The following is a 22,736-nucleotide window of genomic DNA, read 5'->3' as shown; positions in this document are numbered from 1 at the left end:
CTTTTTCACTCAGATCTCGACCTGTGTTCCCAGCTCGATTACCCGGTTGAGCGGCAGGTTGAAGAAGCGCAGGTTACCGTTGGCATTCTTCAGCAAGAACGCGAACAGGTTGCCGCGCCAGCGTGACATCCCTTCCAGGCGCGACGCGATCACGGTTTCACGGCTCAGGAAGTAGGTCGTACGCATCGGGCTGAAATCCAGCGCGTCCAGGTGGCACAGCTTGAGCGCCGCCGGCACATCCGGCTCATCCATGAAGCCAAAGTGCAGCAGCACGCGGAAGAAGCCATCACCATAGGCCTCCACTTCAAAGCGCTCCTGGTCCGGCACCCGTGGCCGATCCTCACTCACCACCGTCAGCAGCACCACCTGGCTGTGCAGCACCTGGTTATGCAGCATGTTGTGCAACAGCGCATGCGGCACCGCATCCGGGCGCGCAGTGAGGAACACGGCGGTCCCTTCAACCCGGTGCGGTGGCTGGACACGGATGCTGCTGATGAACACCGGCAGTGGCAAACCACCCTCATCTATACGCTCTACGAGGATCTGCTTGCCGCGCTTCCAGGTGCTCATCAGCAGGAACAGCACGCCGCCTGCAAGCACCGGGAAGGCACCGCCCTGTACGATCTTCGGCACGTTGGCGGCGAAGAACAGCCCGTCGACAAACAGGAAGCCCAGCAGAATCGGCACCGCAAGCACCGGCGGCCACTTCCACAGCAGCAGCATCACCACCGATACCAGAATGGTGGTCATCAACATGGTGCCGGTCACCGCCACGCCGTAGGCCGCAGCCAGCGCACCGGATGACTCGAAACCGATCACCAGCAGCACCACACCGACCATCAGCGTCCAGTTCACCGCCCCGATGTAGATCTGCCCCTGTTCATCACTGGAGGTGTGCTGGATCTGCATACGCGGAATATAACCGAGCTGGATGGCCTGGCGCGTCAGGGAAAAGGCACCTGAAATCACCGCCTGCGATGCAATCACCGTGGCCATGGTCGCCAGCCCCACCAGCGGCAACAGCGCCCAGCTCGGCGCCAGCAGGTAGAAGGGATTGCGCGCGGCCTCAGGGTTTTGCAGCAGCATTGCGCCCTGGCCGAAATAGTTGAGCACCAGCGCCGGCAACACCAGGGCGAACCAGGCACGGGCTATCGGCTTGCGGCCGAAGTGCCCCATGTCGGCATACAGCGCCTCGGCACCCGTCAACGCCAGCACCACCGCGCCCAGAATCGCCACGCCCATGCCCGGATGGACGATGAAGAAGTTCACCGCCCAGCCCGGGTTGAATGCCTTGAGCACTTCCGGGGTCTGCGAGATGCCATGCACCCCCAGCGCGCCCAGCACCACGAACCAGGTGACCATGATCGGGCCGAACAGCTTGCCGATCTTTTCGGTGCCGTGCTTCTGCACCAGAAACAGCGCCACCAGCACCACCAGCGATATCGGCACCACCCAATGGTCGATACCGTCGAACGCCAGGCCCATGCCCTCCACCGCCGACAATACCGACACCGCCGGTGTGATCATGCTGTCGCCGTAGAACAACGAGGCGCCGATCAGGCCGCAGATGACCATCAGCGTGCGCAACCGTGGGTAAGCCGCAGTGGCCCGTCGCGCCAGGGCCGTGAGCGCCATGGTGCCGCCCTCGCCCTGGTTGTCGGCGCGCAGGATGAACATCACGTACTTGAACGACACCACCCACAACAGCGACCAGAGGATCAGCGACAGGATCCCCAGCACGCCATCATGGTTGACCGGCACCCCATAACCGCCGGTAAAGACTTCCTTGAGGGTATACAACGGGCTGGTACCGATATCGCCATAGACCACCCCAACAGCTGCCACCAGCAGGCTCAGCGACTTTGCCGCCCCATGCCCGCCTTCGGCGTGACTGCTTGCCTGAACCATCGACCACTCCCGCAAACGGCCACTAAGGCCGATAGAATTCACCTCAGCGCCGGGGCATCGCAGATACCCGGACGCAACGGCGCGAAGCATAGCGCAGCGTTCGTCGCATTTCTGCTAGTCAAGCGACCTTGCGCTCGCAGGAATTGCGCAATTGTTGATCAGCTGCGCCAAAAACCGCCCGTTGACACCGCACCCGTTTAAGCCCGGGGCGACCTGCGTTTTTCCTATGCCGCTCGTCCCCTGATCAAGAAAAATCACATGCTGACACAAGCGCTACCTTGAACATCGTAGATGAACCCCCTATCATCCAACTACGCCAATGACGCACAACAGGGACTGCATGATCTTCATCGAAACTCCAGTATTCACCTCCGATCTCAAGGAGCATCTGGATGATGAAGAATACCGGGCTTTACAGGCCTATCTGGCTGAGCATCCGGAAGCCGGCTCTCTCATAGAGGAAACCGGCGGCCTCAGAAAAGTTCGCTGGGCGGCCAAGGGCAAGGGCAAGAGTGGGGGTGTGCGAGTGATCTACTACCACGTCACTGCAGCCCACCAGATCCGTTTGATTCTGATCTATCGCAAGGGAATCAGGGATACCTTGACAAATAGTCAGAAAGCGCAGCTTCGCGCACTAAACAAAGGGTGGAAATAATGGAAAAGAATCTCTTCGATCGTCTTGTGGAAAGCATGACTCAGATGGATGAGATCGATCGCGGGGAGCGTCAGCCTTCGCGTGAATTCCACGTGGACGCAGTTCAAGTCAAAAAAATTCGTCAAGCCACTGGCCTCTCCCAGGCGATGTTCGCCAAACGAATTGATGTCGCAGTAGGCACTTTACGAAATTGGGAACAAGGCCGTCGCGAACCTGAGGGACCAGCTCGTGCCTTGCTCCGTGCAATCCATAACGATCCTGAGCATGTACTTGCAGCCTTGAGCTGAGTGCACAAAAGCCCGCAATAGCGGGCTTTTTTATGCACGGAGTTCCGATAGGAGACTGACCTTTTCCCACCTTGTCGGTTAGCGTCTCTGGGCGATCCATCTTTTGCCATGCAGCAACCTGGCGAGAGCTGAGTGTCCATTTGAACTGCATCACAAACTCCTCAAGATGATTCAGGACAACGCGCAAGAGGGTGACCAGGTCGCAGTTAAAGGGGTCCAGCAGCGTTCGTCGCATTTCTGCTAGTCAAGCGACCTCGCGCTCGCTAGAATTGCGCACTTTTTGATCAGAGGCGCCAAAAAGCGCCCGTCAAGACCGCCCCCGTTTCCGCCCGGGCGGCCTGCATTCAATACCGAGGTTAGTCATGTCCACCACGCCCGCCACCCCCAAGGTAGGATTCGTAAGCCTGGGTTGCCCCAAAGCCCTGGTCGATTCCGAGCGCATTCTGACCCAGCTGCGCATGGAAGGTTATGAAGTCGTGCCCACCTACGAGGACGCCGACGTGGTGGTGGTCAACACCTGCGGCTTCATCGACAGTGCCAAGGCCGAGTCGCTGGAAGTCATCGGCGAAGCGATCAAGGAAAACGGCAAGGTCATCGTCACCGGCTGCATGGGCGTCGAAGAAGGCAGCATCCGTGATGTGCACCCCAGCGTGCTGTCGGTCACCGGCCCGCAGCAGTACGAGCAGGTAGTCAATGCCGTGCACGAAGTGGTGCCACCGCGCCAGGACCACAACCCGCTGATCGACCTGGTGCCGCCGCAAGGCGTCAAGCTGACGCCGCGCCACTACGCCTACCTGAAGATTTCCGAAGGCTGCAACCACAGCTGCAGTTTCTGCATCATCCCGTCGATGCGCGGCAAGCTGGTCAGCCGCCCGGTCGGTGAAGTGCTGAGCGAGGCCGAGCGCCTGGTCAAGGCTGGCGTCAAGGAGATCCTGGTGATTTCCCAGGACACCAGCGCCTACGGCGTCGACGTCAAGTACAAGACCGATTTCTGGAATGGCCGCCCGGTCAAGACCCGCATGCTCGAGCTGTGCGAGGCGCTGAGCAGCCTGGGTGCCTGGGTACGCCTGCACTACGTATACCCCTACCCGAATGTCGACGACGTGATCCCGCTGATGGCCGCCGGCAAGATCCTGCCGTACCTGGACATCCCGTTCCAGCACGCCAGCCCCAAAGTGCTCAAGTCGATGAAGCGCCCAGCCTTCGAAGACCGTACCCTGGCGCGCATCAAGAACTGGCGCGAACAGTGCCCGGAACTGGTGATCCGCTCGACCTTCATCGTCGGTTTCCCGGGCGAAACCGAAGAAGACTTCCAGTACCTGCTGGACTGGTTGACCGAAGCCCAGCTCGACCGCGTCGGCTGCTTCCAGTACTCGCCGGTCGAAGGCGCCCCGGCCAACGACCTTGGCCTTGAAGAAGTACCGGATGACGTCAAGCAGGCGCGCTGGGACCGCTTCATGGCCCACCAGCAGGCCATCAGCAGTGCACGCCTGCAGCTACGCATCGGCAAGGAAATCGAAGTGCTGATCGACGAAGTCGAAGAGCAAGGCTCGGTGGGCCGCAGCTTCTTCGATGCGCCGGAAATCGACGGCAGCGTGTTCATCGATGGCGACCACGGCTTCAAGCCGGGTGACAAGGTCCGCTGCCGTGTCGTCGATGCCGATGAGTACGACATGTGGGCCGAGCCAGTCTAAAGGCTGCGCACCTGTTCACTTAGGAACGCCAGGGCCGCTTTGCGGCCCCAGCTTTATTGAGTGAACAGCATTACGCCCCACTGGCGGGGCCTTTTTTTGCATCTATGGTTTCCTCAACGGCCAACGAGGAACACCGGCATGCACTTGATGCTGCAAACACCCCACCTGAGCGACTACCCCGAACTAGCCCAGGTCTGGGAAGACTCGGTGCGCGCGACCCACGATTTCCTGCCCGACGCCTATATCACGCTGCTGCGTGAACATGTTCTGGGCAAGTACCTCGACGCCGTCATGCTGGTCTGCTGCAGGCATGGCCAGCGCATCTGCGGCTTCGCCGGTGTCGCCAACGGCCGCGTGGACATGCTGTTCGTTGCCCCGCAGTACCGTGGCCAAGGCGTCGGCAAGCGCTTGCTGCGCTACGCCATCAGCGAGCTGAATGCCGAACGCCTCGACGTCAATGAGCAAAATCCCCAAGCCTTGGGTTTCTATCTGCACGAAGGTTTCGAAGTCATCGGCCGCTCGGAAACCGACGGTTTGGGGCAGCCTTACCCATTGCTTCACATGAAGCTGGTTCCTACAGCTGGCTAGGAGCGCACTGTAGGATGCCGTCCGATACTTCCGAAATGGCGCATTTGACACAGATTCCCGTCATCAACTGCGCATGGGCAGGTACAATGCAAGACTTTCCCTGCCTTGCGAATTGCCCGCCATGTCCGAACCCATCCGCCTGTCCAAACGCCTCATCGAGCAGCTCGGCTGCTCCCGCCGTGAGGCCGAGCTGTATATCGAAGGGGGCTGGGTCACGGTCGATGGCGTGGTCGTCGAGCAACCTCAGTTCAAGGTCGACAACCAGACCGTGGAACTGTTGCCAGGCGCCAATGCACAGGCGCTGGACCCAGTTACCCTGCTGCTCAACCAGCCGGCCGGGATCGATATCGACACGGCACGCGCCAGCATGAACCTGGCCAGCCTCAGCGAAGCGCACCGCGAGGGTGTGCGGCCCCTGCACGGGCATTTCGCCCGGCTGACCTGCTCTGCCCCACTGGAGCGTGGTGCCAGCGGCCTGCAGATATTCACCCAGGACTGGAAGGTAACCCGCAAGATCGAGGCCGATCTGCGCAAGCTGGAGCAGGAATACATCATCGAAGTTCGCGGCGAGACCACCCCACAGGCGCTGGAGCGCCTGGCACGCGGGGCGACGCGCAACGACCGGGAGCTGCCCAAGGCCAAGGCCAGCTGGCAGAACGAAACCCACCTGCGCCTGGCCTTGAAAAACCCACAACCCGGGCAGATTTCCGAGATATGCGCTTACCTGCGCCTGGAAGTGCTCAGCATGCGCCGTATTCGCCTGGGTGGGGTATCCATGGGCAAGCTGCCTGTGGGCCAGTGGCGTTACCTGGCCGGCACTGAACGTTTCTAAGCAATGCGCCACGCCGTTGCGTGGCTTCTGAACAGGATTTTGCAGCAATGAACCACAATGATGTCCTGCGCAGCCTGCGCTACATGCTCAAGGTGAACGACGCCAAGATGGCCGAAATCATCGCGCTGTCGGGCCTGGAGGTAAACCCGGTGGTGCTCGCCACCTACCTGAAGAAAGAAGACGAGCCCGGTTTTGTGCGCTGCCCCGAGCGGGTCATGGCGCACTTTCTGGACGGCCTGGTCACCCACCGCCGCGGCAAGGATGACAGCCGTCCGCCACAGCCGGTCGAGCTGCCGGTGACCAACAACACCGTGCTCAAGAAGCTGCGCGTGGCCTTCGAGCTCAAGGAAGACGACCTGCATGCAATCCTCAAGTCGGTCAACTTCCCGGTGTCCAAGCCCGAGCTCAGCGCGCTGTTCCGCAAGGTCGGCCACGACAACTACCGCCCCTGCGGCGACCAGTTGCTGCGCAACTTCCTCAAGGGCCTGACCCTGCGCGTGCGCGGCTGAGTGACCATGCAGCATACGGTTTCGCCTGTCGGCATCGTGCGCTCCTGCTTCAAGGAGAAGTTCGCCATACCGCGCCAGCCCCAGCTGGCGCCGGCGGCCCGTGGTGTATTGGAACTACTGCCACCGTTCGACCAGGGTGATGCGGTGGCAGGCCTGGAGCAGGTCAGCCATGTCTGGCTGCTGTTCCTGTTCCACCAGGCACTGGAAGACAAACCACGCCTGAAGGTGCGCCCGCCGCGCCTGGGCGGCAACAAGAGCATGGGCGTGTTCGCCACGCGTGCCACCCACCGGCCAAACGGCATCGGCCAGTCGGTGGTCCGGCTCGAGGGCGTTGAACCGGGGCGGCTGCTGTTGTCCGGGATCGATCTGCTCGACGGCACGCCGGTGCTGGATATCAAGCCCTATGTGCCCTACGCCGATAGCATCGCCGGGGCCAGCAACCTGATGGCCAGCGAAGCCCCTGAGGCGATCGCCGTGCAATGGGCGGACAGCGCGCTGCCGCAGGCCCACGAGCATGCGTTGCGCCTGGGCGAGCCGCTGGTGGAGCTGATCGAGCAGTGCCTGGCACAGGATCCGCGGCCTGCCTACCAAGTGCCGCCAGCGGAGCGTGTATATGGGGTGAAGTTCTGGGACGTACAGGTCAGGTGGCATTACCCGCAACCGGATGTGATTCGGGTGCTTGAGGTTGTGGGCGACTGACAGCGCATAAGCTGCAGGCATAAAAAAACGCAGACCTGGGTCTGCGTTTTTTTTCAGCGCTGGCGTTACTTCTCGACGAAAGCGCGCTCGATCAGGTAGTCACCTGGCTCGCGCATCCGCGCAGAAACCTTCAGGCCGAAGCTGTCGAGCACTTCGCTGGTCTCGTCGAGCATGCTCGGGCTGCCGCAGATCATGGCGCGGTCGTCCTGCGGGTTGATAGGTGGCAGGCCGATGTCGCTGAACAGCTTGCCGCTGCGCATCAGGTCGGTCAGGCGGCCCTGGTTCTCGAACGGTTCGCGGGTCACTGTCGGGTAGTAGATCAGCTTGTCACGTACCGCCTCACCGAAGAATTCGTTCTGCGGCAGGTGCTCGGTGATGAACTCGCGGTAGGCCACTTCGTTCACGTAGCGCACGCCGTGTACCAGGATCACCTTCTCGAAACGCTCGTAGGTTTCCGGGTCCTGAATGACGCTCATGAACGGCGCCAGGCCAGTGCCGGTGCTCAGCAGGTACAGGTGCTTGCCAGGGTTCAGGTCATCGAGCACCAAAGTACCGGTAGGCTTCTTGCTGATGATGATCTCGTCGCCTTCCTTCAGGTGCTGCAGCTGGGAAGTCAGCGGGCCGTCCGGCACCTTGATGCTGAAGAACTCCAGATGCTCTTCCCAGTTCGGCGAAGCGATGGAATAGGCGCGCATGAGCGGACGGCCGCTTTCCTGCTGCAGGCCGATCATCACGAACTGACCGTTCTCGAAGCGCAGGCCCGGGTCGCGGGTGCACTTGAAGCTGAACAGGGTGTCGTTCCAGTGATGCACACTGAGGACACGTTCGTGGTTCATGTTGCTCATCGATGGGGCTCCTGAAGAAAACGCAGCGCGCAAAGCGCACAGTTGCGCAATAGTTTAGGGGCAGCGACAATATCTGTTAACTGAATTATCAAGATATGTGTTATCGGTTATATCGATATGCGATTCACACTCCGCCAGCTCCAGGTCTTCGTCGCCGTGGCCCAGCATCAGAGCGTCTCACGGGCCGCCAGCCTGCTGGCCCTGTCGCAGTCGGCCGCCAGCACTTCCATCACCGAACTGGAGCGCCAGTCGAGCTGCCAGCTGTTCGACCGTGCGGGCAAGCGCCTGGCCCTCAACGCGCTTGGCCATCAGTTGTTGCCACAGGCAGTTGCGCTGCTTGACCAGGCCAAGGAAATCGAAGACCTGCTCAACGGCAAGTCCGGTTTCGGCTCGTTGGCCGTCGGTGCCACGCTGACCATCGGCAACTACCTGGCCACCTTGCTGATCGGCAGCTTCATGCAGGTGCACCCGGAGAGCCAGGTAAAGCTGCATGTACAGAACACAGCCCATATCGTGCACCAGGTGGCGCAGTACGAAATTGATCTGGGTCTAATCGAGGGCGACTGCAACCACCCGGACCTGGAGGTGCAGCCGTGGGTCGAAGACGAGCTGGTGGTGTTCTGTGCGCCACAGCATCCGCTGGCCAACGTGGGCCGTGCCAATATCGAAAGCCTGTCGCAGGAAGCCTGGATCTTGCGCGAGCAGGGCTCCGGTACGCGCCTGACCTTCGATCAGGCCATGCGCCATCATCGCGCCAACCTGAATATCCGCCTGGAGCTGGAGCATACCGAAGCGATCAAGCGTGCCGTGGAGTCGGGCCTGGGCATTGGCTGCATCTCGCGCCTGGCCCTGCGCGATGCGTTCCGCCGTGGCAGCCTGGTGCCGGTCGAGACCCCGGAGCTGGACCTCATGCGCCAGTTCTACTTCATCTGGCACAAACAGAAATACCAGACCTCTGCCATGCGCGAGTTTCTCGAGCTCTGCCGCAACTTCACTGCGGGCTTTACCCGCAGTGACGAGATCGTTTTGCCACCGATTGCCTAGAGCAGGATAACGCCCCAAACCAGGGCCACCATGGTCAGCGCTACCAGCTGTGCGGCGCTGCCCATGTCCTTGGCGTTTTTCGACAGCGGGTGGCGCTCGAGCGAGATGCGGTCGATCGCTGCCTCCACTGCCGAGTTGAACAGCTCGACAATCAGGCCGAGCAGGCAAACGGCAATCATGATCGCCCGCTCTGCGCGGCTGACCGGCAGCCAGAAGGCAATCGGAATCAGCAGTACGTTGAGCAGCACCAGCTGGCGGAAGGCAGCCTCACCCTTGAAGGCTGCGCGCAAGCCATCCAGCGAATAGCCGGCGGCGTTGAAGATACGTTTGAGGCCCGTCTGGCCTTTGAATGGCGACATGTGCGTCACTTTACCGATGAAAGGCCAGCAGACTAGTTGAAAAAGCATCAAAAAAGCGTGAAGGCGCAGGCAGTTAGCTGCTCGCAACCGATTCCAGTTGTTGCAGCAGCAAGGCCGCCTGGGTGCGGGTACGCACACCCAGCTTGCGGAATATCGCTGTCACGTGGGCCTTGATGGTAGCTTCCGAGACACTCAGTTCATAGGCGATCTGCTTGTTCAGCAAGCCTTCGCAGACCATGGTCAGCACGCGGAACTGCTGCGGCGTAAGGCTGGCGAGGCCTTCGCTGGCGGCCTTGGCCTCGGCCGACACATCGACTTTCTCGAACGCCTGTGGTGGCCACCAGACTTCACCGTCGAGCACTTTTCTCACCGCGTCCTGAATCACTTCGAGGCCGCTGGACTTGGGTATGAAGCCACTGGCGCCAAACTCGCGGGACTTGACCACCACGGCAGCTTCTTCCTGAGCCGAAACCATCACCACCGGGATTTGCGGGTACTGGCCGCGCAACAGCACCAGCCCGGAGAAACCGTAGGCACCTGGCATGTTCAGGTCCAGCAGGACCAGGTCCCAGTCGGCTTTCTCGCTCAGCCGGGTTTCAAGCTCGGCGATGCTCGCCACTTCAACCAGGCGTACATCCGGGCCCAGGCCAAGGGTAACGGCTTGGCGCAGAGCGCTGCGAAACAGCGGGTGGTCATCGGCAATCAGGACTTCGTAAGTGGCCATCGATCTATGGATCCTGTTCTGTGCCAGGCGCATGCGCAGGAGTAATAGCGCCGGGCGGGGAATCGGCGCCAAGGGTGGCGAGCACGCAGGCGCTGGTCAAACCGATCGCTCTGCCGCCTCGCCGCACTCCGGCTGCCAGCCCCGTCATTATGAACCAAAGCGGGGCTTATGCCCCTTGGACTATAGGAAGGTATGCAAACGCTGGTGGATATCATCCTGCTCATCCAACGGCAAACGACGTTTGCCACTGAGGTAATGCAGGCTGAACACGTCCAGATACGCATCCAGTGCCTGAGAGGCCTGGCTGTCCCCCGCGAGGTCCAGGCACATGGCAGCCACCTCTGCGGTACAGAAGTGATCGTCACGTTTGGAGCGACGCAGCCGATAGCGCGACATCTGCTCGGCCTGCAGGCTCAATACCGGGAAGCGCTCAAGATAGGGGCTCTTGCGGAACATCTTGCGGGCTTCGGTCCAGGTGGCATCCAGCAGGATGAACAACGGGCGCTTGCCCGGTGTACGCACCACTTCGCTGACCACCCGTTCCTGCGCAACGAACTCACCGGGGAAGACGATGTACGGCTGCCACTGCGGATCATCCAGCAGCGCCAGCAAACCTTCGTCCACCGATGTACGCAGCCAGCCGAACGCTGAGGTGTCTTCGATCAGGTCGGCGATCAGCCAGCCGGTGTTGGTCGGTTTCAATGGCTCGGTGTCATGCATCAGCAGGCATACACCGGAGTCTGCCTGCACCCTGGGCTTCCAGGCGCACAGGCAATGCGTGGCGATCACCCGACAGTCTGGGCAGCGCTCGGCGCGTGAACCACGGGCAATGAACGGCTTGATGCTGCGAGCCAGGCGTTCGGCGCGCAAGCGCGCTACCGCGTGGCTCATGCTGGCAAGCCTCGGGAGAGGATGTGACTGGACACTGCGATAACTCGGAGAAAACAAAGCGCCAGTTTAACAGAGCAGGCGTCATTTGCCGTGCAGCAGGACGGGTTGGTCCCTTATAATCTGCGCTTTGGCGGCCGCGAAGTTGCCTGTGAACATGCCCGATTCAGGGAACGCCTGCTGCCAGCGCATGTCAAAGCGCCAGTCATCGAACCAGGAGAGATTCATGCTGCGTCTTATTGTCCCGACCCTGAGCCTGTTGCTCACCCTGCCACTGGCAGCCCACGCGGCCTCCAAGCAGGAATTCGAACTGAACAAGACGCTGCAGAAGGTCGCCAAGGAAAGCAGTGTCGGTACCCCGCGGGCCATCAACGAAGATATTCTCGACCAAGGTTATACCGTCGAAGGCAAAGCCTTGGTCAACCACCTGAGCGTACGCCCTGAGCACGCCGAGCGGATGCAGGCAAACCCGGAGCAAGTACGCAGCCAACTGGGTGACAGCGTGTGCCGCAACAGCGGCTACCGTAACCTGATGTCCAAGGGCGCCGTGATGGTCTATCGCTTCACCGTCTACAAGACCAATCAGCCGGTCATGGACCAGGCATTCGACGCTGCCAGTTGCACTGCCGGCAACAAGAAGAAGTAATCAGCTGACCCGCTCATCCTCCGCGCGCCGCGGCCCTTCGTCGGCGCGCATCTCCGCCAGTAGCGCCTGCAGATAGGGTGACTGGCACTCAAGCGCAGCCAACCGCCGCCGACACTCCACCTCCAGGCTCACATGGTGAACCTGCGCCGCATTTTCCAGCTGCTGATAGAGCTGCCGGTCTACCTCGATGACCAAGCGATGCATACCGCCACCTCCTGCATCGACACGTTTCGCTTCACCAGTTAATCAAACCCTCGCCATCAATGGTCATGCGCCGACGAGCGGCCACGCAGATCACAACGGCACGAACGGTCGCGAGGGTCTAGATTGATAGCGAAGACTGTGAAAACAACACGATGAATTTGCGCAACTGCATCAGGGCCTGAAGGCCTACTGCAATGCTTGGGTTGCACACTCGAGCCAGAGCAGCCAGCGACGCACGTAGTGTCGCGGCCAAGCCGGACCCTCGGCTCGGTCAGAGGTTTTGCTGCAGAAGGAGACGTTGAATGCCTTACCAACCCAGTGAGTATCTATTCAATCACTTCAGGGACAGCGGTATCGACCTGAGCAAGATCGACCAGCAACTGCAACTGGTCGCCCCCGACAGCCCCAACCTGCCACTGTACCGTGACATGCTGCTGACCGTCCTGCGCATGGCCCACGATGACGGCGACCGCTGGAACGCCAAGATCACCTTGCAGGCACTTCGCGAACTGGACCAGTCGTTCCGCACCCTGCAACGCTACAAGGGCCGGCGCAAGGTCACTGTATTCGGTTCGGCGCGTACACCGCTGGAACACCCGATGTATGCTTTGGCCCGCGAATTGGGGGCCACGCTTGCCCGCTCCGACCTGATGGTCATCACCGGTGCGGGCGGCGGCATCATGGCGGCCGCGCACGAAGGTGCGGGCAGCGATCACAGCCTGGGGTTCAATATCACATTGCCCTTCGAACAGCACGCCAACCCCACCGTCGATGGCACTGACAAGCTTTTGCCTTTCCACTTCTTCTTCATTCGCAAGCTGTTCTTCGTCAAGGAAGCTGACGGCCTGGTGCTCTGCCCTGGAGGCTTTGGTACGCTCGACGAGGCACTGGAAGTACTCACATTGATCCAGACAGGCAAGAGCCCACTGGTACCTGTGGTTCTGCTCGACTCACCGGGTGGCAGCTTCTGGCGTGACTGCCTGGACTTCATCAGCCGCCAGCTGGAAGAAAACCGCTATATTCTCCCCACCGACCTCAAGTTGGTGCGCCTGGTACACAGCGCCGACGAGGCCGTAGAAGAGATCAACCAGTTCTACAGCAACTACCACTCCAGCCGCTGGCTCAAGAACCAGTTCGTGATTCGCATGCACCACCGGCTTAGCGACGCCGCACTGCATGAAATTGAGGAGGGATTTGCCGATTTGCGCCTGAGTGGCAAGTATCACCAGCACGCAGACAGTGGCGCAGAGCATGAGGTAGGCAACTACAGCCACCTTACGCGCTTGACCTTTGCGTTCAATGGTCGCGACCAGGGACGCCTGCGTGAACTGGTGGACTTTATCAATCTGCCGGAGAACTGGGCCAAACCACAGCCGATGCACACCACTCAGCGGGCGCGTGAGGCGTTGAAGGTCAGCTAGGCAAGTTTAATCGTACAAATCCCGGCCGCTGAGCAGGCGGCCGATCATGTCCATGGGGAAGCCACGGTAAGCGAGAAACCGGGTTTGCTGTGCACGGCTGCGAGGGTCTTGCGGGCGCTGCCCGGCATACTTGCGCTGCCAGGCTTCCTGTAACCGCTCCGCCCAATCGACCCCGCTGTCACGCAGTGCCTGGTCGACATCGCCACGGTTCAGGCCACGCTGGCCAAGCTCTTCGCGAATCCGCGCAGGGCCATAGCCAGCATTGGATCGGTACCTGATGAAGCTTTCGAGATAGCGGGCTTCGCTAAGCAACCCTTCTTCGGCGAGCCGATCGAGCGCAGGCTCGATCAGCTCATCCGTCGCGCCGCGCTGACGCAATTTGCGCGTCAGCTCTACGCGACCATGCTCGCGTCGCGCGAGCAGGTCCATGGCTGTCCGTCGAACGGCGACGGGGGTGTCGAGTACGGCGGACATGATCGGCCAAGCAGCTATCAGTAACCGGCGTCGGCGTCAGCCACATCGTCAGCGTTGGCGTCGGCAGCAGCAGCCTTGCCAGCTTCAGCAACAACACCCGCCTTGAGCAGCTTCTCGCGGATCTGCTTCTCGATCTCGGCACCAATAGCCGGGTTCTCGTGCAGGTACTTGGCAGCGTTAGCCTTGCCCTGGCCGATCTTGTTGCCTTGGTAGGCATACCAGGCACCGGACTTCTCGACCAAGCCTTGAGACACGCCCAGGTCGATGATTTCGCCGTTGCGGTAGATGCCCTTGCCGTAAAGGATCTGGAACTCGGCCTGACGGAATGGCGGCGAGACCTTGTTCTTGACGATCTTCACGCGGGTTTCGCTGCCCACCACTTCGTCGCCTTCCTTGACCGCGCCGGTACGGCGGATGTCCAGGCGCACCGAAGCGTAGAACTTCAGGGCGTTACCACCGGTGGTGGTTTCCGGGCTACCGAACATCACGCCGATTTTCATACGGATCTGGTTGATGAAGATGACCAGGCAGTTGGCGTTCTTGATGTTACCGGTGATCTTGCGCAGCGCCTGGGACATCAGACGGGCCTGCAGGCCGACGTGCATGTCACCCATCTCGCCTTCGATTTCGGCTTTAGGTACCAGGGCAGCCACGGAGTCGACGATGATCACGTCAACGGCGTTGGAGCGCACCAGCATGTCGGTGATTTCCAGCGCCTGCTCACCGGTGTCCGGCTGAGAAACCAGCAGGTCGTCGACGTTGACGCCCAGCTTGCCGGCGTATTCAGGGTCGAGGGCGTGCTCGGCGTCGACGAAGGCGCAGGTGGCGCCGCTCTTCTGAGCTTCAGCGATGACCGACAGGGTCAGCGTGGTTTTACCCGAAGATTCCGGGCCGTAGATTTCGACGATACGGCCTTTTGGCAGGCCGCCAATGCCGAGGGCGATGTCCAGGCCCAGGGAGCCGGTAGAGATAGCCGGGATGCCTGTGCGCTCGTGGTCGCCCATGCGCATGACCGCGCCTTTGCCGAATTGGCGTTCGATCTGACCCAGGGCCGCAGCCAAGGCGCGCTTCTTGTTGTCGTCCATTGAAATCCTCACGTGTTCGACTTGGCCCTGATGGCCGGAATACCTGTATAAGTAGCCAGTATTATTCCACAGGGAAGCGCTTGAGCAAACCCCTGTCGTCGAATTACTCGGTACCGAGCTGTAACAAGCCGTCTAACGCGGCGATCACCGTTTGTCGGCGCACCGCTTCGCGGTCGCCCTCGAAGTGGCGACGCTCACTCAACAGGTGTTCACCATCGGCCCACGCCAGCCACACGGTACCCACCGGCTTGGCTGCAGAGCCGCCATCAGGCCCGGCCACCCCACTGACAGCCACGGCAAAGCGCGCGCCACTGGCACGCTGGGCGCCACGGGCCATGGCCTCGACCACTTCCTGGCTGACCGCGCCGACCTGGCTGAACAGCGGTTCAGGGACGCCAAGCTGGCGGGTTTTCTGCGCATTGGAGTAGGTGACATACCCAGCCTCGAACCAGGCGGAGCTACCGGGTACCCGGGTGATGGCTTCTGCAATGCCACCACCGGTGCAGGATTCGGCAGTGGTGACCTGAGCGTTCAAGCGGCGCAAGTGTTCGCCCAGACGGGTGGAGAGAGCGGTGATCGAGTCCATGGTCGGTTCCTTGGGGAGATGGATGACACCGTAGCACTTGAGCTGGCATAGCGGGATAGGCGTTGCAATGCGCAGTGCGCAGCCTGTTACTGGCTATCCGTATCACGCAGCCCCAGCCGCCTGATCGCCCACCGCTCATACATACGCATTGCAACATCCGCTCCCCCCACAGCGGTCAGGCAGCCCACCCCGCTGGCCGCCCAGACCGACAAGCCGGCGGCGTACAGCAGCATCCCGGTCGAAACCCCACAAATGACGCAAGCGCCGGAGCGCAACACCAATCGCCGCAACAGCGACCATCCGGTGGCGCCGGCCTTGTCCGCCCGCCACATTTCGCCACTCAGGCCGGCCAGTAATGCCAGGGCGATCACCACCCAGAGCGGCAACTCCAGCAACACTTGCTGCTCGTTGATCACGGCGCTGCCTCCTGTGAAATGGCCGTCGACACTGATCGGCAGGCGAAAATGGGGGAAAAAGAGCAAAACCCGCCGAAGCCAATTTATGCATTTATGCATAACAGGTCAATGCACCGGTTCACATTTCCATGCGGCAACAAAAAACCGCCGAAGCGGTTTTTGTAGAGAAACAGCCCCTCAGCGGGCGTACATGCCCCACCAGAACACATGGCCGAGCAGACTGATCTGCTCCTCCTGCAGTTGCTGGAAGCTGTAGTCTTCATCGGGATGCTCATCGCGGTTGAAGCTGCGCAGGCGGATGCCTGTGGGCAGTCGATAAACCTGCTTCACCCGTAACTGGCCGTTATGGTTGATGGCGTATAGGTCGCCATCGATGATGTCGCCAATCGAGCACTTGCCGGTATTGACGCCGACGGTAGCCCCGTCGCGCAGTACGGGAAGCATGCTGTTACCGCGCACGGTCACGCATTTGGCCTGGTCGAACTGCACACCGTTATGGCGCAAGCTGCGCTTGCCAAACCGCAGACGGGCACGCTCGCTCTCTTCGATGACGAATCTTCCTGACCCGGCTGCCAATTCGACCTCGCGAAGAAAAGGGACCGACACCTCGTCGTCCTCGACGGGTGTTTCATCATCCCAGAGGCTGATGTCGCGCAGGTCCGCATGGCCATTAACGGGCAGCGTGGCTTCATGCGGCGCGCCCAACTCGGCACGGCCGCGCAGCTGCTCGGTGCTGACGCCGAAGTAGCTGGCGATCTTCGACACGTGCTTGTCCGAGGGGTCGACGATCTTTTCACCGAGAATGCGCGACAAGGTGGACTGGGGCACGCCCGTGCGCCGGTGCAGCTCTGTCGGGGACAGGCTGTGGCGGTCGAGCAGTACCCTGAGCACGGTGGCTATATTGCGTTTTTGCATAGCATGCATAATGCCGCTACACCGCACGTAATGCAATGCAGGTGCAGGCCGCCGGGCTTAACCCGCTTTCATGCTTTCGAGAGCAATCGCAGTGAATGCGCGCTCATCGTTGCGCCCCAGGCGCGGCAAACCCTCGGGCCACGCTTGCGACCACTCGAAACCGTCGAGCTGACGCATGTCCTCTATCGCCGAGCGCCACCAGATAACCTTGCAGGCGCGCTGATACTCGTCGCCACCGATACCGCTGCCATACAACAGTTTGCGCCCGATGCCGCGTAACTCGGGTGGAACACGCTTCAAGCTCCATTTGACTGAAAGCCGGCCAAACCAGGAAGGGACCGGGCGCTGCATCGGTACCTTGAGCGCCTGCTTGCACAGGCTCGGGTCGAACTGGTCGCCGCAACGCTGGAAGAAAATCTCAAGAATGGCGTGAATGTACTGCTTCATCGCAAAATAGTGGCTGATGACGCCACGCGCCTCGTTGATCTGCGCGCCATGCAGCTCGAACGAAAAAGCAATCTGCTCGATGGTATGCAGGGCCGAGGCGTACTGCGTCCAGGCATCGATGCGCTGGATGGCACGCTCGGCAATCGCGGCGTTCTCGAGGGCAAAGCCCATGACGCCGCTGTTGCACAGGCGCAGGTCATCCACTGGCGCCTCGCCAGACAACGCCAGACCGCGGGTAAAGCCTGCGTAATAGGCGCTATGGGATGCCTCGGCCCAGCTCATCTCGACTTCGTCCACCAGAAAGTGCTGGGCATCCACCTGCTGGAACAGCTTCTGCGGCGATTGCAGGAAGACTGTGTCGGTATCGATGAAGATGGTCTTCTCTGCCCAGCGGGACGCATGGGCAATGGCGCAGGCCTTGCGCCGGTGGCTGTAGCCGCCCTCTCCGGTCCAGTCCGCGAGCCGCTGTGCATCCAGCACCACCACGTCCACGGGCCAGCCCTGGAACGCCTGTGGCTGGTCGGTCAGCACGCGGATGGTAGGCAGTTCGCCCGGCTTGCAGCGGGCAAGCGCAGTAAGGATGCTGAACTTGGCCTCAAGCTGATAGATGCGGCGCTCTCCATAAAGGAGGTAGATCAGTTGCTGCTTTACGAAGGGGACACTGCTAGGCACTTTCATTACACATCGCGTGGAGCGGGCTGGCCGGGGGCGGGCATTGTAGTGAAGTGTTCCGTGCATCACCACAATTGCCCGCCGAACTGCGCCAAACCGGCGCACACGTCGCTCCCTACCGCCGCCTGCATCTCGATGAAAAAGCCTGTACCATTGCCGGTTTCAAAATCGCCAACCAGATCACCCGCTGTAAGGCCCTGAATGTCTGATCTTTCCGCACACACCCCGATGATGCAGCAGTACTGGAAGCTGAAAAACCAGCACCCGGACCAGCTGATGTTCTACCGCATGGGCGACTTTTACGAAATCTTCTACGAAGATGCAAAAAAAGCCGCGAAACTGCTGGATATCACCCTGACAGCGCGCGGTCAGTCGGCCGGCCAGTCGATCCCCATGTGCGGGATTCCGTTCCATTCGCTGGAAGGGTACCTGGCCAAACTGGTCAAGCTTGGCGAGTCGGTGGTGATCTGCGAGCAGATTGGCGACCCCGCCACCAGCAAAGGCCCGGTGGAACGCCAGGTGGTGCGCATCATTACCCCAGGTACGGTCAGCGACGAAGCGCTGCTGGATGAGCGCCGCGACAACCTGATTGCCGCGCTGCTGGGCGACGAGCGCCTGTTCGGCCTGGCGGTGCTGGATATCACCAGCGGCAACTTCAGCGTGCAGGAGATCAAAGGCTGGGAAAACCTGCTGGCCGAGCTCGAGCGCCTCAACCCGGTCGAGTTGCTGATCCCGGACGACTGGCCGCGTGACCTGCCGGCCGAAAAGCGCCCAGGCGCACGCCGCCGTGCCCCTTGGGACTTCGACCGCGACTCGGCACGCAAGGCGCTCTGCCAGCAGTTTGCAACCAAGGACCTCAAGGGTTTTGGCTGCGACAAGCTGACCCTGGCCATCGGCGCCGCCGGCTGCCTGCTGACCTATGCAAAGGAAACCCAGCGTACCGCCCTGCCGCACCTGCGCAGCCTGCGCCACGAGCGGCTGGACGACACGGTGATCCTCGACGGCGCCAGCCGCCGCAACCTGGAGCTGGACATCAACCTGGCCGGCGGGCGCGATAACACCCTGCAGTCGGTGATCGACCGCTGCCAGACCGCCATGGCCAGCCGTTTGCTGAGCCGCTGGTTGAACCGCCCGCTGCGCGACCCCAAGGTGCTGCAGGCGCGCCAGGATTCGATCCGCTGCCTGCTCGATGGCTACCGTTTCGAGAAGCTGCAGCCGCAACTCAAGGAAATTGGCGATATCGAGCGGATCCTCGCCCGTATCGGCCTGCGCAACGCCCGGCCACGCGACCTCGCGCGCCTGCGCGATGCCCTCGGCGCTCTGCCCGAGCTGCAGAACGCCATGACCGAGCTGGAAGCGCCGCACCTGGCGCGCCTGGCCGCGATCACCGGTACCTACCCGGAGCTTGCCAGCCTGCTGGAGCGGGCCATCGTCGACAACCCGCCAGCAGTGATCCGCGACGGCGGCGTACTCAAGGCCGGCTACGACAACGAACTGGACGAGCTGCTGGCGATCAGCGAGAACGCCGGCCAGTTCCTGATCGACCTGGAAACGCGCGAAAAGGCCCGTACAGGCCTTGCCAACCTGAAGGTCGGCTACAACCGCGTACACGGCTATTTCATCGAACTGCCGACCAAACAGGCCGAACAGGCCCCAGGCGATTACATCCGCCGGCAGACCCTCAAAGGTGCCGAGCGCTTCATCACGCCGGAGCTCAAGGCTTTCGAGGACAAGGCGCTGTCGGCCAAGAGCCGCGCCCTGGCCCGCGAGAAAATGCTCTACGACGCGCTGCTGGAAACCCTCATCAGCCACCTCGCGCCGCTGCAGGACAGCGCCGCCGCGCTTGCTGAGCTGGACGTGCTGAGCAACCTTGCCGAGCGCGCGCTGAACCTCGACCTGAACTGCCCGCGCTTCGTCGACGAGCCTTGCCTGCGCATCGACCAGGGCCGTCATCCGGTGGTCGAGCAGGTGCTGACCACCCCATTCGTGGCAAACGACCTGGGCCTGGACAACAGCACCCGCATGCTGATCATCACCGGCCCGAACATGGGTGGTAAGTCCACCTACATGCGCCAGACCGCCTTGATCGTGCTGATGGCGCATATCGGCAGTTTCGTGCCGGCGGCAAGTTGCGAGCTGTCGCTGGTCGACCGCATCTTTACCCGTATCGGCTCCAGCGACGACCTGGCCGGCGGGCGCTCGACCTTCATGGTCGAGATGAGTGAAACCGCCAACATCCTGCACAACGCCACCGACCGTAGCCTGGTGCTGATGGATGAGGTGGGCCGCGGCACCAGTACCTTCGACGGCCTGTCGCTGGCTTGGGCTGCCGCCGAGCGCCTGGCGCAGCTGCGCGCCTACACGCTGTTCGCCACCCACTACTTCGAGCTGACCGTACTGCCGGAGAGCGAGCCGCTGGTGGCCAACGTTCACCTGAACGCCACCGAGCACAACGAGCGCATCGTGTTCCTGCACCACGTGCTGCCTGGCCCGGCCAGCCAAAGCTATGGCTTGGCCGTCGCGCAGCTGGCAGGTGTGCCGTCGCCGGTCATCCAGCGTGCGCGCGAGCACCTGAGCCGCCTCGAGACCAGCAGCCTGCCGCATGAACTACCCGTTTCGCAAAAAGCCAAGGGCGAGCCACAAGCACCGCACCAGAGCGATTTGTTCGCCAGCCTGCCACACCCGGCCATCGAGAAGCTGGGCAAGCTGGACCTTGACGACATGACCCCTCGTCAAGCTATCGAAATGCTATATCAACTAAAGAACCTGTTATAACGGCGCCCACTACAAGCTGGTAGAATCCGCCGCGGTTTGCTGGTGCTGCAGGTTATTAGCCTGGCCTGCAGCCACATGCCCGTAAACCGCGCGGCCCTGAGAGGAAGGGCCGCCGCCGTTGCCTGAGGAGAGAACTAGAAATGACCTTCGTCGTCACCGACAACTGCATCAAATGCAAATACACCGACTGCGTGGAAGTCTGTCCGGTGGACTGCTTCTACGAAGGCCCGAACTTCCTGGTCATTCACCCGGACGAGTGCATCGACTGTGCACTGTGCGAGCCTGAGTGCCCGGCCCAGGCCATCTTCTCGGAAGACGAGGTGCCTGCCGGCATGGAGAACTTCCTCGAGCTCAACGCGGAGCTGGCGGAAATCTGGCCGAACATCACCGAGCGTAAGGATGCCCTGCCGGACGCTGAAGAGTGGGATGGCAAACCTGGCAAGATTGCCGACCTGGAGCGCTAAGCGCCCAGATACGAAAAAGGCCCTCACAGGGCCTTTTTCATTTTCTGCAGGCAAAAAAAAGGGGCGGTTTGACCCGCCCACATTTTTTCCGTAGTCCCTGCTTGTCCCTAACATCGTCCGTAATGAAATCGCGTCTTGCGATGTCCTTGGCCTTCTCCCTGAAAGCCTGTGCATGTCCGTGTGCACAGTTCGAATACTAGCGACTTCCCCAACGCAGGCAACTGCCACACCTCTCAAAACATTACCGGGGACACATTTCCACAAATCTGAAATCCTCATTGATTTCAATATGTTATGAAAATTACGATTCTGGAAACGACAATGATTTACTAGTCCTTACACAAATGGCTTACACCACGAGTAAGAAAAGGCTTACACGCCATGCATCAAGGGTAGCGCCGGACACATGAAAGCCCTGTTTGCGGGTAACCAGGCACATACTGCACAAACGAAAACGCCCCGAACTTATCGGGGCGTTTTGCATGCCGGGTTGACGCTTACTGGAACAGCGACTCGCTGGACAGGCCGTTCTTCTCGAGAATCTCGCGCAGGCGCTTGAGCCCCTCTACTTGGATCTGCCGTACCCGCTCACGGGTCAGGCCGATCTCCAGGCCAACATCTTCAAGGGTGCTGCTCTCATGCCCGCGCAGGCCGAAGCGACGCACTACCACTTCACGCTGCTTGTCGGTCAGCTCGCCGAGCCACTGATCGATGCTCTGGGACAGATCGTCATCCTGCAACAGTTCACAGGGGTCGGTTGGCCGGTCGTCGGTCAGGGTGTCGAGCAGGGTCTTGTCTGAATCTGGCCCGAGGGATACGTCAACCGACGACACCCGTTCGTTAAGGCCAAGCATGCGCTTGACTTCGGCAACAGGCTTCTCGAGAAGGGTGGCGATTTCTTCGGGGGAAGGTTCGTGATCGAGCTTCTGAGTCAGCTCCCGAGCAGCACGCAGGTAAACGTTCAGCTCCTTGACCACGTGGATCGGCAGGCGAATGGTGCGGGTCTGGTTCATGATCGCCCGCTCGATGGTCTGGCGGATCCACCAGGTCGCATAGGTCGAGAAGCGGAAACCGCGCTCCGGGTCGAATTTCTCGACCGCACGGATCAGCCCCAGGTTGCCTTCCTCGATCAGGTCGAGCAACGACAGGCCGCGGTTCACGTAACGACGGGCAATTTTCACAACCAGGCGCAGGTTGCTTTCGATCATGCGCTTGCGGCCAGCAGGGTCGCCCTTCTGCGACAAGCGCGCGAAGTGCACTTCCTCTTCTGGCGAAAGCAGAGGCGAGAATCCGATCTCGTTGAGATACAACTGGGTCGCGTCGAGCGCCCGGGTGTAATCGATGTACTTATGCTGCTTGAGCGAAGAGCCTGATTTGGCCCTGGTCCGAACCGACGGTACAGCAGGTTCGTCTGACACCACATCCGTTTCCAAAACGATGCCCGTCTCCATCAGGAGGACGTCATCGTCGATGTCAAACTCCGGCGCTTCTTTATTGAGAGCCATTGTTATAGTCCTTTGCTGAGTTCGAACTCAGACTCGAGCGGCGCCTGCATCCCTGGCAACGCTAGAGCCTGTCCCCTCTACATCACAGGAACAG

The 22,736-nt window shown here is 61.0% G+C and carries 26 protein-coding genes and 1 pseudogene; 12 read left to right on the top strand and 15 right to left on the bottom strand.

Annotated features, from left to right (window positions below; all coding sequences use genetic code 11):
- Nucleotides 1–9: 9 nt before the first annotated feature.
- Complete coding sequence (locus ACFY68_RS14870; protein WP_387528551.1) at nt 10–1,908, bottom strand: potassium transporter Kup; 1,899 nt, start codon at nt 1,906–1,908, stop codon at nt 10–12.
- Between the two features lie 340 nt (nt 1,909–2,248).
- Between ACFY68_RS14870 and ACFY68_RS14865 the strand changes: the two genes are divergently transcribed.
- Both ACFY68_RS14865 and ACFY68_RS14860 read left to right on the top strand, forming a co-directional pair.
- A complete protein-coding gene (locus ACFY68_RS14865) occupies nt 2,249–2,563 on the top strand; it encodes a hypothetical protein (protein ID WP_387528548.1) in 315 nt (104 codons plus the stop codon).
- Nucleotides 2,563–2,850 carry a helix-turn-helix domain-containing protein gene (locus tag ACFY68_RS14860; RefSeq protein ID WP_346611752.1) on the top strand — a complete coding sequence of 96 codons (288 nt, stop codon included), beginning with the start codon at nt 2,563–2,565 and terminating at the stop codon, nt 2,848–2,850. The genes ACFY68_RS14865 and ACFY68_RS14860 overlap by 1 nt, the downstream gene beginning before the upstream one ends.
- 73 nt (nt 2,851–2,923) lie before the next feature.
- Here the strand turns inward: ACFY68_RS14860 and ACFY68_RS14855 are convergent.
- Nucleotides 2,924–3,061 (bottom strand): annotated as a pseudogene (locus tag ACFY68_RS14855) (DNA adenine methylase); the annotation flags it as partial.
- Between the two features lie 151 nt (nt 3,062–3,212).
- On the opposite strand from ACFY68_RS14855, the gene rimO reads away from it, so the two are divergent.
- The 5 genes from rimO to tsaA all read left to right on the top strand — a co-directional run bounded on the left by rimO (nt 3,213) and on the right by tsaA (nt 7,172).
- Complete coding sequence (rimO, locus tag ACFY68_RS14850) at nt 3,213–4,544, top strand: 30S ribosomal protein S12 methylthiotransferase RimO (RefSeq protein ID WP_387528544.1); 1,332 nt, start codon at nt 3,213–3,215, stop codon at nt 4,542–4,544.
- 138 nt (nt 4,545–4,682) lie between these two features.
- Nucleotides 4,683–5,132 (top strand): GNAT family N-acetyltransferase, encoded by a 450-nt coding sequence (locus ACFY68_RS14845; protein WP_387528541.1) that lies wholly within the window; start codon nt 4,683–4,685, stop codon nt 5,130–5,132.
- 121 nt (nt 5,133–5,253) lie between these two features.
- Complete coding sequence (locus ACFY68_RS14840; RefSeq protein ID WP_387528538.1) at nt 5,254–5,964, top strand: rRNA pseudouridine synthase; 711 nt, start codon at nt 5,254–5,256, stop codon at nt 5,962–5,964.
- Nucleotides 5,965–6,011: 47 nt separating this feature from the next.
- On the top strand, nt 6,012–6,473 hold the full coding sequence (locus ACFY68_RS14835) for a DUF1456 family protein (protein ID WP_387528535.1): 462 nt from the start codon (nt 6,012–6,014) through the stop codon (nt 6,471–6,473).
- Nucleotides 6,474–6,479: 6 nt separating this feature from the next.
- Nucleotides 6,480–7,172 (top strand): tRNA (N6-threonylcarbamoyladenosine(37)-N6)-methyltransferase TrmO, encoded by a 693-nt coding sequence (gene tsaA / locus ACFY68_RS14830; protein WP_387528532.1) that lies wholly within the window; start codon nt 6,480–6,482, stop codon nt 7,170–7,172.
- A 65-nt stretch (nt 7,173–7,237) separates the two neighbouring features.
- On the opposite strand, the gene fpr is transcribed toward tsaA, so the two are convergent.
- Entirely contained in the window at nt 7,238–8,017 is a 780-nt protein-coding gene (gene fpr / locus ACFY68_RS14825) for a ferredoxin-NADP reductase (protein WP_167069020.1), read from the bottom strand.
- 117 nt (nt 8,018–8,134) lie between these two features.
- Between fpr and finR the strand changes: the two genes are divergently transcribed.
- Nucleotides 8,135–9,061, top strand: a complete 927-nt coding sequence (gene finR, locus ACFY68_RS14820; RefSeq protein WP_346611758.1) for a LysR family transcriptional regulator FinR — start codon at nt 8,135–8,137, stop codon at nt 9,059–9,061.
- On the opposite strand, the gene ACFY68_RS14815 is transcribed toward finR, so the two are convergent.
- From ACFY68_RS14815 to ACFY68_RS14800, 4 genes are all read right to left on the bottom strand, one after another.
- Nucleotides 9,058–9,420 carry a diacylglycerol kinase gene (locus ACFY68_RS14815; RefSeq protein WP_008094698.1) on the bottom strand — a complete coding sequence of 121 codons (363 nt, stop codon included), beginning with the start codon at nt 9,418–9,420 and terminating at the stop codon, nt 9,058–9,060. The genes finR and ACFY68_RS14815 overlap by 4 nt on opposite strands.
- A 73-nt stretch (nt 9,421–9,493) precedes the next feature.
- Nucleotides 9,494–10,144 carry a response regulator transcription factor ErdR gene (gene erdR, locus ACFY68_RS14810; protein WP_346611759.1) on the bottom strand — a complete coding sequence of 217 codons (651 nt, stop codon included), beginning with the start codon at nt 10,142–10,144 and terminating at the stop codon, nt 9,494–9,496.
- A gap of 180 nt (nt 10,145–10,324) precedes the next feature.
- Nucleotides 10,325–11,035 (bottom strand): tRNA-uridine aminocarboxypropyltransferase, encoded by a 711-nt coding sequence (locus ACFY68_RS14805; RefSeq protein WP_387528526.1) that lies wholly within the window; start codon nt 11,033–11,035, stop codon nt 10,325–10,327.
- 81 nt (nt 11,036–11,116) lie between these two features.
- Nucleotides 11,117–11,260, bottom strand: coding sequence for a hypothetical protein (locus tag ACFY68_RS14800; RefSeq protein ID WP_387528523.1), 144 nt, complete (start codon nt 11,258–11,260; stop codon nt 11,117–11,119).
- Between ACFY68_RS14800 and ACFY68_RS14795 the strand changes: the two genes are divergently transcribed.
- The gene (locus tag ACFY68_RS14795; RefSeq protein WP_387528520.1) at nt 11,259–11,678 is read left to right on the top strand and encodes a quorum-sensing-regulated virulence factor family protein; all 420 of its coding nucleotides are present in this window, start codon (nt 11,259–11,261) and stop codon (nt 11,676–11,678) included. The genes ACFY68_RS14800 and ACFY68_RS14795 overlap by 2 nt on opposite strands.
- Here ACFY68_RS14795 and ACFY68_RS14790 read toward each other — a convergent pair whose 3' ends face one another.
- Nucleotides 11,679–11,882: a hypothetical protein gene (locus ACFY68_RS14790; RefSeq protein WP_346611763.1), complete on the bottom strand. Its 204-nt coding sequence runs from the start codon at nt 11,880–11,882 to the stop codon at nt 11,679–11,681.
- A gap of 302 nt (nt 11,883–12,184) precedes the next feature.
- On the opposite strand from ACFY68_RS14790, the gene ACFY68_RS14785 reads away from it, so the two are divergent.
- Entirely contained in the window at nt 12,185–13,303 is a 1,119-nt protein-coding gene (locus ACFY68_RS14785; RefSeq protein ID WP_387528518.1) for an LOG family protein, read from the top strand.
- Between the two features lie 6 nt (nt 13,304–13,309).
- On the opposite strand, the gene recX is transcribed toward ACFY68_RS14785, so the two are convergent.
- The 6 genes from recX to ACFY68_RS14755 all read right to left on the bottom strand — a co-directional run bounded on the left by recX (nt 13,310) and on the right by ACFY68_RS14755 (nt 17,904).
- Nucleotides 13,310–13,777, bottom strand: a complete 468-nt coding sequence (gene recX, locus ACFY68_RS14780) for a recombination regulator RecX (RefSeq protein ID WP_387528515.1) — start codon at nt 13,775–13,777, stop codon at nt 13,310–13,312.
- 17 nt (nt 13,778–13,794) lie between these two features.
- The gene (gene recA, locus ACFY68_RS14775; RefSeq protein ID WP_346611766.1) at nt 13,795–14,862 is read right to left on the bottom strand and encodes a recombinase RecA; all 1,068 of its coding nucleotides are present in this window, start codon (nt 14,860–14,862) and stop codon (nt 13,795–13,797) included.
- 103 nt (nt 14,863–14,965) lie between these two features.
- Nucleotides 14,966–15,448: a CinA family protein gene (locus tag ACFY68_RS14770; protein WP_387528512.1), complete on the bottom strand. Its 483-nt coding sequence runs from the start codon at nt 15,446–15,448 to the stop codon at nt 14,966–14,968.
- Between the two features lie 86 nt (nt 15,449–15,534).
- Entirely contained in the window at nt 15,535–15,864 is a 330-nt protein-coding gene (locus ACFY68_RS14765) for a phage holin family protein (RefSeq protein ID WP_387528509.1), read from the bottom strand.
- 177 nt (nt 15,865–16,041) lie between these two features.
- Nucleotides 16,042–16,788 (bottom strand): S24 family peptidase, encoded by a 747-nt coding sequence (locus ACFY68_RS14760; protein ID WP_387528506.1) that lies wholly within the window; start codon nt 16,786–16,788, stop codon nt 16,042–16,044.
- Between the two features lie 48 nt (nt 16,789–16,836).
- Nucleotides 16,837–17,904, bottom strand: coding sequence for a hypothetical protein (locus tag ACFY68_RS14755; protein WP_387528503.1), 1,068 nt, complete (start codon nt 17,902–17,904; stop codon nt 16,837–16,839).
- Nucleotides 17,905–18,099: 195 nt separating this feature from the next.
- On the opposite strand from ACFY68_RS14755, the gene mutS reads away from it, so the two are divergent.
- Both mutS and fdxA read left to right on the top strand, forming a co-directional pair.
- Nucleotides 18,100–20,673, top strand: coding sequence for a DNA mismatch repair protein MutS (mutS, locus tag ACFY68_RS14750; protein ID WP_346611771.1), 2,574 nt, complete (start codon nt 18,100–18,102; stop codon nt 20,671–20,673).
- Between the two features lie 140 nt (nt 20,674–20,813).
- The gene (gene fdxA, locus ACFY68_RS14745; RefSeq protein ID WP_012315871.1) at nt 20,814–21,137 is read left to right on the top strand and encodes a ferredoxin FdxA; all 324 of its coding nucleotides are present in this window, start codon (nt 20,814–20,816) and stop codon (nt 21,135–21,137) included.
- Between the two features lie 497 nt (nt 21,138–21,634).
- Here the strand turns inward: fdxA and rpoS are convergent, their stop codons facing one another.
- Nucleotides 21,635–22,642 carry an RNA polymerase sigma factor RpoS gene (rpoS, locus tag ACFY68_RS14740; RefSeq protein WP_033700853.1) on the bottom strand — a complete coding sequence of 336 codons (1,008 nt, stop codon included), beginning with the start codon at nt 22,640–22,642 and terminating at the stop codon, nt 21,635–21,637.
- Nucleotides 22,643–22,736: the final 94 nt, after the last annotated feature.

It is taken from the genome of Pseudomonas sp. NPDC012596 (assembly GCF_042902325.1).
GTDB lineage: Bacteria > Pseudomonadota > Gammaproteobacteria > Pseudomonadales > Pseudomonadaceae > Aquipseudomonas.
Note: the sequence above shows the minus strand (reverse complement) of the source record. Positions and strands in the feature narration are given on the sequence as shown.